A 9,172-nucleotide genomic window follows, 5' to 3' on the forward strand; every position below is an offset into this window, starting at 1 on the left:
AGGTACACAACGTTGGCTCACGCTCATACGGTTAAACGGCATACCGGACTGATGGATTGGATTACGACGGTAGACCACAAGAAAATTGCAGTACTTTATTTAGTAGCAGGCGCACTGTTTTTTGGTATCGGCGGTATTGAAGCGATCCTGATCCGTATCCAGCTGATGGAACCATACAACACGCTAGTTTCTACACAGGTATTTAACGAACTAATCACAATGCATGGTACGACGATGATCTTCCTAGGTGTCATGCCGATCATCTTTGCTTTTATGAATGCAGTCATTCCTCTCCAAATTGGGGCTCGGGACGTAGCGTTTCCATTCCTTAATGCACTAGGTTTCTGGACCTTTCTCTTCGGAGGAATCCTGCTGAATCTGAGCTGGGTGATGGGCGGTGCCCCGGATGCGGGATGGACTTCCTATGTGCCGCTGGCAAGTTCAGCCTATAGTGAAACTCATGGGGTTGATTTTTATACCATTGGGCTGCAGATTGCCGGTTTGGGTACGCTGATCGGGGGGATTAACTTCCTCGCTACGATTATTACGATGCGTGCACCAGGTATGTCCTTCATGCGGATGCCGATGTTTGCTTGGACTACATTTATTACATCTGCTATCATCCTTTTTGCTTTTCCAGCGATTACAGTAGGACTTGTCCTACTTACTTTTGACCGGATTCTGGGTGCTAACTTCTTCAGTGTAGAAGGTGGCGGTAACCCCGTATTATGGCAACATATTTTCTGGATCTTCGGTCATCCAGAGGTGTATATCCTGATATTGCCGGCGTTCGGTATTATTTCAGAAGTTATTCCTACCTTCTCTAGAAAAAGATTGTTTGGCTACAGCTCCATGGTATTTGCAACGATCCTGATTGCGTTCCTTGGATTCATGGTATGGGCGCATCATATGTTTACAACAGGGCTGGGCACCATTGCTAATGCATTGTTTTCCATTTCAACCATGTTGATTGCTGTGCCAACCGGAATTAAGATATTTAACTGGCTGTTTACGATGTGGGGAGGACAGATCCGCTTTACAACAGCAAACTTGTATGCGATCGGTTTTATACCTACTTTTGTAATGGGTGGGGTGACGGGTGTAATGCTTGCATCAGCGCCTGCAGACTTCCAGTTCCATGATACATATTTCGTTGTAGCACACTTTCACTATGTTATTGTGGGTGGTCTCGTTCTGGGGATCTTCTCGGGCCTCCACTACTGGTGGCCAAAAATGTTTGGACGTCTTCTTAACGAGACGCTCGGCAAGATTACATTCTGGTTCTTCATTATTGGATTCCATCTTACATTCTTCGTGCAGCATTTCCTCGGTCTCTTGGGAATGCAGCGCCGGGTTGCAACCTATGCGCCAAATCAAGGATTTGACGAACTGAACTATATCAGTACCATCGGTGCGTTCCTGATGGGTGTTGGCGTTATTTTGTTCCTGATCAATGTGGTGATTACTTCTAGAAAACCAGCTGATGCACCTAACGATCCTTGGGAAGACGGTCGTACATTGGAATGGTCTATTCCATCTCCGCCTCCGGAACACAACTTTACGCAAATTCCGCTGGTGCGTGGTATCGATGCATGGTGGAAAGAAAAAATGGCAGGCAATACAGAAATGACACCGGCAGAGCCGATCGGTCCTATTCATATGCCTTCTGCAACACCACTTCCATTCCTGATGTCAGTAGGGATATTTATTGCAGGTTTGGGTCTGATGTTCTCGAACGATGATTTTGGCAACGGATTTATGAACTTCATGTTCAACAACTATATCGTTGTTATTATCGGTCTTGTCGTTACGTTCGGTTCAATGGCAGCACGTTCCTTGTTCGATGACCATGGATGGCATATTGATCCGGAGGAACTGGAAGATAAGGGGGCAAAAGTATGAGTGCACCACATACAGAAGCTGTAAACGGTCAGCTGCCTCACGAGCCTGAAAAAGCAACACTGGAGGGCCGCAACAAGGTACTAGGTTTCTGGCTTTTCCTTGGAGGAGAATCGGTACTGTTTGGTACATTGTTTGCTACCTTCCTTGCACTGCGTAATCAGACAGTAGAGGGACCAACAGCAAATGAACTGTTCCATCTGCCCCTCGTGGCAGCAGCAACATTTATCCTATTAGTCAGTAGTTTAACGAGCGTTTTCGCGATTCAAGCGATGCACAAACATAACGTTAAGAAGCTTATCCTTTGGCTTATCGTCACTGTAGTCCTTGGACTTGGTTTCCTTGGTTTAGAGATTTATGAGTTTTACGAATATGTGGTACACAAAAACTTCGGTATGACGACCAGTGCGTTTAGTTCCGCCTTCTTTACACTCGTTGGGTTCCACGGGGCTCACGTAGCGTTTGGTATAGCTTGGATTGGCATGCTAATTGGACAGCTGTACAAAAAAGGATTAACGGTCGTAACCGCACCAAAGATATATGTGTCCGCAATTTACTGGCACTTTATCGATGTGGTCTGGGTGTTCATCTTTACGGTCGTTTATCTGCTGGGAAAGGTGGTTTAATCCATGGCAAGTCATGATCAGGCTGGCAATGACAGCGTCAAGCATCGCCACCGCCCGGAAGGGCCGCAAAAGCATGTGGTCGCCTTTATTTTCTCCATTGTCTTAACACTGATTGCCTTTGGAGCTGTTGCTGCAGGAGGAGTTAACAACTCCTTTACCGTCATTCTTTTGCTTACCATGGCGATACTGCAGGTTATTATCCAACTGGCTTACTGGATGCACATGAAGGACAAAGGACATTTTATTCCCATTCTCTTTCTGGCATTCGGATTTTTCGTGGCCTTTACGGCCATTATTACCGCGTTACTTTGGGTATGGTGGTAAGTACAGTAGAAGGCGGCGAATCTTTTCGCCGCTTTTTCTCATTTTCATAAAGCCATTTATTTACTGTCATGATGTAAGGCAGGAGGGAAAATATGCTCGGTTTACAGTATTTCAGTTTTGAGGATTTATGGAGCCCTTTGTTTTTGGCCTTCATGCTCATACTTATTGCTCTTTATTTTGTTCTGGTAGGACCACTTGCAGATCGTGTACCTAGGAGTGAGAAAGCGACCAACTGGCAAAAGTTCATGTTCGTCAGCGGCATATTCATTCTCTATATGGCGCAAGGAGGACCCATTAGTTTTCTTGGACACACCATGTTTACCTTTCATATGATCAGTATGGCGTTATCGTACATCGTAGCTCCGCCGCTTCTGATGAGAGGGATTCCGGCTTGGGTCTGGAGAAAAGTACTGGACTATAAGCCACTACAATGGTTTTCTTTTTTGGCAAAACCGATTGTTGCGGCACTCGTATTTAACGGATTATTTTCGATCTATCATATTCCGGTTGTACATGACTACGTCATGCTGAACTTTACGGTTCATCGGCTTTATTACATCGTACTGTTCATTGCTTCGATACTCATGTGGGGATCACTTGTGCATCCCGTACCTGAACGAGACAGAGGATCAGGCCTAGCCAAAATCGGGTTTATTTTTCTGAACATGGTACTGCTTACGCCTGCTTGCGGACTCATTATTTTTGCTACGGAACCGCTTTATGAGACGTACAGCAATCCGAATGTTTGGGTCGCTGCCATGGGCTATTGTTTCTCAGGTGATCCTGCGGTATTGCTGCAAACGTTCGGGGGACCGTCTTACTTCAATTTGTTACCAAATGCACAGCAGGATCAACAAGTAGGCGGGGTTATTATGAAGATGATCCAGGAAGTTATTTTTGGCATTATGCTCGCATACGTCTTTTTTCAGTGGTACAAGAAAGAACAGCGTGAAGAGGAAGATATCATGCCAACTGCATCTGTATCAGGTAAATCTGAAGGATAACTTGAAGTCATCATAAAAGTCTCCAGCATGAAGGACACAAGGGGGAAGGAATATGGATTTATATTTTTGGCTACCGACACTGAGTACGGCTTTTATCGTGATTAGTGCCGTACTCGTGGGGATTGGCTGGGTACTGATTATCCAGGGGAAACGAGAGGCGCATAAGAAAATGATGCTTGCAGGTGCCTGGGCGGCTATTTTGTTCTTCATTATCTACATGTCACGAACCGTCATCGTTGGAAATACAGCTTGGGGTGGACCGGATCATTTGAAAACATTCTATCAAGTTTTCCTAATTTTCCACATCGTGATGGCTACTGTAGCCGCTGTTTTTGGAATTACAACGCTCGTCTGGGGTTTCAAAGCAAAGTATGCGAAACATAGACGACTTGGAAGAGTAACGTCCATGATCTGGTTTTTTACGGCAATAACAGGTGTTATTGTGTATACTCTGCTGTACGTGTTATATCCGGGAGGACATACCAAACCAGTGTGGGAAGTTATTATAGGCGCTTAATGAGCTTAAAGATTTATAGGGTGAAAGGTTTAGCTAATTGGTAATTAACTAATTGAATAATAGAAGCAAATGAAAAGGGGACAAGAGTCCCCTTTTTTTATGTTTGCAATCAGAGACATGGTTCTAATTGAGAGTATCGACGGTAGACACAACGCAATTTGCTTGCCCGGCAACTCCGCTCAAAGAACGCGAGATGGGATATTTGTTTTTTATTGGAAAAAGAAGTTGACATGGATAAGTTTTGGTTTGTATACTGTGTATAAAGATATATACAGTAATCACACCTAGTTTGATGGAGGGATTCACATCATGACTTCAAGAGGTTGGAAACAGGCTTGGTGGGTGGCCAAAAGTGAACTGAAGAGAGATCGGCTGAATTGGATATGGACGATCCTTTTTACGCTATACACCGCTGCAATTAGTGGTAGTTTCATTTCTGGTATCGGAACAAGAACCGTAGAAGATAAGATACATACGGTGGTTTCAGACAATATGTTCTTATTTTTTGTTCCGTATCTAGGCTTTTTTTTATCGAGAAGGTCATTCCGTTATTTACAAGATGATTCGTATACGCAGATGTTATCGTATATGAGAAGACTGCCAATTCCGGCAGTAACCATTCTGTGGAACCGCATATTTCAAATGTTGATTACTTTTGTGGTGAACAGTGTTTTCTTTTTTACCGTGATCTATTTTCTTGTACTTCGGGCAGAACATTTTCGGTTGGATCAGGTTCTAGCCTTCGCACTACTATGGATTGGATATGGAGTTATCTTGAACTCATTTTTCATCTACTGGGAATTCTTAGTGAGAGGGAAAGTTTATTTTATTTTTAGCATGTTAGGTCTATTTGTAATCATCTTGTGTACCATCGTAACAGCCATTCTGGATTGGAACTTGATTCAGTTCACGGTAGATCACAGCAAACAGTGGGGACTACTTGCTCCAGGGATGTGGATCATGATCCTAGCTGGAATCCTCATGATGGCACTGGTCTTCCAAATGGTTAAGAGACAACTGTTAAGACGCGACTTGAGCTAATAAAATCAATGAATTATCAAGGCAAAGGGGGGCGCATCCCGTGAATATACCTATACAGATCAATGAGAATAGCGCTGAGCCCTTATATCACCAAATTGAGAGTCAATTACGTTCTCTTATTATTACAGGCCAAATCAAGGAGGGGACATTATTGCCTTCCATTCGGGAATTTGCGGGTGATCTCAGTTGTAGTGTCATTACCGTCCGAAGAGTATATCAGGATTTGGAGAATGAGGGATTACTTCGTACCAAGCAAGGTACAGGGACCTTTGTTGCCCAGGTAGGGATAGAAAAAAGGGACAATTATAAACAATCTGCAGTAAGGCAGGCGCTAATTCAGGCGGCTAAAGTAGGCATATCCGTTGGTAGCTCACGAGAAGATCTGGAACGCTGGTTCTCTGAAGTGATTACCGAAATCTACGAGGAGAAGGAGGAGGGATAGGGATGACAGAAGAGTTAGTAATCTCCATGAAAGGCGTATATAAATCACGAAAAGACAAGACGATCGGTCCCATTCATTTGGAGCTGCTGGCAGGATATATATATGCAATCGTCGGGCCAAACGGTTCAGGAAAAACTACGCTCCTCAGTATGCTCCAGAAGGTCGTGCTGCCTGAATCAGGACACATTATATGGTTTGGTGAACAGTATGATAAGGAAGAGCTTCCAACTTCCGTTCGTGAAAGAATAGGCTGGGTTACCGAGTATTCAAGCCCTGAGGAAGATAGACTCACCGTAGAAGAAGCGGCTGCATTTCGGGCATTCTGGTATCCGAATTGGGATACAGATCTTTTTGAAGAGTTACTAACGAAGTTTGAAGTTCCCCGCACGACCCGATTAAAGAAAATGTCTAAGGGGGAACGGCGAAAGTTCGAAATTGCGGCTGCGCTTGCGGTTCGGCCCAAACTGCTTATTTTGGATGAGCCATCTTCTGGGCTAGACCCCTTCTCGTGGAAACAGATGATAACGGAACTACAGTTATTCATGCAACAAGGGAATACCACCATTATTATTGCGACGCATATCGTGGATGAGGTTAAAAAGCTGGCCGATTACATTATCCTGATGTATAAGGGACAGACGCTTGGCATGGTGGAAAAGGATCTTTTGCTGGATAGCTGGCGAGAGATCTGGTACGAAGGGGATATTAAACCGGCCCATTTGCCAGGTGTTGTGGAATGGTCAGAAGAAAGTGAACGTATCCGTAGTATTGTAACAACGCGTGCAGGAGATGTCCTTGAAGTACTTGAGGAGTCGGGAATCCTACCGCTAAAGGCAAGAGTACTAGAACTCGACGAAGTGTTAATGTACTGGATTCAAGGTCATGGACCTGCAGGCTGGGAAATGAAAAAGGGGGAGAATATCGAATGAATCGACTTGAACTGAACCATGTAATGAAGCAATATGGAGACAAAACCGCTGTGAATGGAGTAACCCTGTCTGTAGAAGAAGGAGAAATCTACGGATTACTTGGTGCCAATGGCGCTGGAAAAACTACGACGATGCGTATGGTTCTTGGTCTCATTTATCCTGATGGGGGGCAGATCAGATATAACGGAAAAGAATTTAGTCCCGAATTGCAGCAGTTAATGGGATATTTACCGGAAGAACGCGGGATGTATCCGAAAGTAAAAGTAAGCGAACAGATCAACTACTTGGGACGTCTGCGCGGCATGTCAGCAAAGGATGCAGATGATAGTCTGAAATACTGGCTTGAGAAATTTGAAGTGCCTGAATATTATGACAAACGAATTGAAGAGCTCTCCAAAGGGAATCAGCAGAAAATGGGGTTCATCGCAGCGGTAGTACACCGCCCGCAAATTCTAATCTTGGATGAAGCATTCAGTGGTCTTGATCCGGTTAATGTAGAGTTGCTCAAATCTACAGTAAAAGAAATGCGGAATGAAGGTACTTCTATCTTGTTCTCCACACACCGAATGGAGCATGTCGAGGAATTGTGTAAAAATATTACGATTCTGCATCGTTCAAATACGGTGGTGGAAGGAAGCATTCAGGAGATCAAGACAAGGTATCCACGCGAGCATGTACGTCTTATAACATCGGAAGAAGTAAGTGGTCTTGAAGCGATTTCTGGTGTTTCCAAAGTAGAACGAATGGAACGGGGTTATCTTATTACGATTAGTTCCCCGGATGCGGCCCAACGTGTTCTGCAAAAGGCGCTACAAACAGCGACCGTGGAGCATTTTGAGATCAAAGAACCTACATTGAACCAAATCTTTATCAAGGAGGTAGGAACAGGACATGAATAAACTCGGGACGATTATCGGATTTACCTACAAGCAGAAGGCCAAGACGAAAGCTTTTAAAGTAACGACACTCATTCTCGTCATTCTGATGACAATCGGCATGAACCTTCCCTATATCATCAGCTCTTTTAGTGGAGGAGATAAAGAAAGCAGTGGTGCTCCAGGTGCAGATGTTCCAGCTATTGGTCTTGTGGTAGCGGACCCAGAGCAGCAGGAAATAGGGGATGAATTAAAGCTTTACAATGACGGTCTTTTGAATCCTACATTTAAGCTCATATCCTATGAGTCAGCAGACGAATCAAAGCTAAACCAAGATGTAGATAATGGGGTTATTGACGGCTATGTGACACTTCAGAATATGGAAGGTTCGGTATCACCTATCGCTACCTATTATTCTCCGGATGGGGATGTATCTTCCGAAGTGCAAACGACGCTGCAAATGGCGATTCAAAATGCAAAAACAAATGTGATTGCACAGAACTTGCTCACAGATCAACAAATACTTGATATAAGTGCTCCGGTTTCTCTTGTAACCAAGGAAATTAACCTCGGAGAAGGCACAGGAACTGCTTCCAGTGAAGATGATCCGGCTGCAGCAGGTGTAAATTACGTATTTGTATATGTCCTTATGATTCTGTTCTTCTTCTCTACCATTATGACAGGGAATATGATTGCTTCTGAGATTACAGCAGAGAAGAGTTCCCGTATCATGGAGATTCTTATCACCAGCGTGTCTCCACTTACGCAGATGTTCGGTAAAATCATCGGTATTTTCCTGCTGAGTTTGACACAGATTGGGATCTTTGGACTTACGATCTTCGCCAATCTGATGCTACCTCATAACAAAGAAATGTTAAGTTCTATGGACATTGATCTGTCTTTGCTTAATTTAGATGTCCTTGTTTATGGACTGCTATTCTATATTTTCGGTTACTTCTTGTATGCGGTACTATTCGCTGCGATTGGTTCCATCGTCAGCCGTACAGAAGATTTGGGTCAGGCGCTTACGCCGATGACGATGCTGTCTCTGGCTGCGTTCTATATCGGGATCTTTAGCATGGGGACGCCGAATAGTCTGCTTGTCAAAATAGCAAGTTATGTTCCGTTCACTTCTCCAACGGTCATGATTTTACGAGTGGGTATGGGTGAGATCGCAGCGTGGCAGATTTGGATATCGTTAGTCATTCTTATTGTATCGATCTTTGTCTTCGGATGGTTGTCAGCGAAGATTTATCGTACTGGTGTACTAATGTATGGTAAGCGTCCGAGTATTAAGGAACTTCGTAAGGCGATGAAGGCTTTTAAAATGTAATTAGTTGTAGTCATCATCAATCAATCAATAATTCAATCAATTCATTATATATATCGCACTCTTGAAGATTCTTCTAAATTCAAATAACAAGTAAATATAAAGTTGTTTGAATTTAGAAGATAGAAGAGTCATCGGAGTAGTGCATAGATTTATAAGAAGAATGATTTTACATAAGAACGATC

10 protein-coding genes are annotated in these 9,172 nt (G+C 43.7%); all 10 read left to right on the plus strand.

Going from position 1 to position 9,172, the window contains the following annotated elements; translation table 11 throughout:
* Positions 1-51 precede the first annotated feature (51 nt).
* The 10 genes from ctaD to KFT32_RS11195 all read left to right on the plus strand — a co-directional run bounded on the left by ctaD (position 52) and on the right by KFT32_RS11195 (position 8,990).
* Positions 52-1,902: a cytochrome c oxidase subunit I gene (gene ctaD / locus KFT32_RS11150; RefSeq protein ID WP_211747293.1), complete on the plus strand. Its 1,851-nt coding sequence runs from the start codon at positions 52-54 to the stop codon at positions 1,900-1,902.
* Entirely contained in the window at positions 1,899-2,525 is a 627-nt protein-coding gene (locus KFT32_RS11155) for a cytochrome (ubi)quinol oxidase subunit III (protein WP_211747259.1), read from the plus strand. Before ctaD ends, KFT32_RS11155 begins: the two co-directional genes overlap by 4 nt.
* 3 nt (positions 2,526-2,528) lie before the next feature.
* A complete protein-coding gene (locus tag KFT32_RS11160; RefSeq protein WP_211747260.1) occupies positions 2,529-2,849 on the plus strand; it encodes a cytochrome C oxidase subunit IV family protein in 321 nt (106 codons plus the stop codon).
* A 92-nt stretch (positions 2,850-2,941) separates the two neighbouring features.
* A complete protein-coding gene (ctaG, locus tag KFT32_RS11165; protein WP_211747261.1) occupies positions 2,942-3,853 on the plus strand; it encodes a cytochrome c oxidase assembly factor CtaG in 912 nt (303 codons plus the stop codon).
* A 52-nt stretch (positions 3,854-3,905) separates the two neighbouring features.
* Positions 3,906-4,370: a DUF420 domain-containing protein gene (locus KFT32_RS11170; protein ID WP_211747262.1), complete on the plus strand. Its 465-nt coding sequence runs from the start codon at positions 3,906-3,908 to the stop codon at positions 4,368-4,370.
* A gap of 309 nt (positions 4,371-4,679) precedes the next feature.
* On the plus strand, positions 4,680-5,411 hold the full coding sequence (locus KFT32_RS11175) for a hypothetical protein (protein WP_211747263.1): 732 nt from the start codon (positions 4,680-4,682) through the stop codon (positions 5,409-5,411).
* A 40-nt stretch (positions 5,412-5,451) separates the two neighbouring features.
* Positions 5,452-5,853: a GntR family transcriptional regulator gene (locus tag KFT32_RS11180; RefSeq protein WP_211747264.1), complete on the plus strand. Its 402-nt coding sequence runs from the start codon at positions 5,452-5,454 to the stop codon at positions 5,851-5,853.
* 2 nt (positions 5,854-5,855) lie between these two features.
* A complete protein-coding gene (locus KFT32_RS11185; protein WP_211747265.1) occupies positions 5,856-6,782 on the plus strand; it encodes an ATP-binding cassette domain-containing protein in 927 nt (308 codons plus the stop codon).
* Positions 6,779-7,681, plus strand: coding sequence for an ABC transporter ATP-binding protein (locus KFT32_RS11190; protein WP_211747266.1), 903 nt, complete (start codon positions 6,779-6,781; stop codon positions 7,679-7,681). Before KFT32_RS11185 ends, KFT32_RS11190 begins: the two co-directional genes overlap by 4 nt.
* Positions 7,674-8,990: an ABC transporter permease gene (locus tag KFT32_RS11195; RefSeq protein ID WP_211747267.1), complete on the plus strand. Its 1,317-nt coding sequence runs from the start codon at positions 7,674-7,676 to the stop codon at positions 8,988-8,990. Before KFT32_RS11190 ends, KFT32_RS11195 begins: the two co-directional genes overlap by 8 nt.
* The last annotated feature ends 182 nt before the right edge of the window (positions 8,991-9,172 follow it).

The organism is Paenibacillus sp. Marseille-Q4541 (genome assembly GCF_018310695.1).
Classification (GTDB): domain Bacteria; phylum Bacillota; class Bacilli; order Paenibacillales; family Paenibacillaceae; genus Paenibacillus.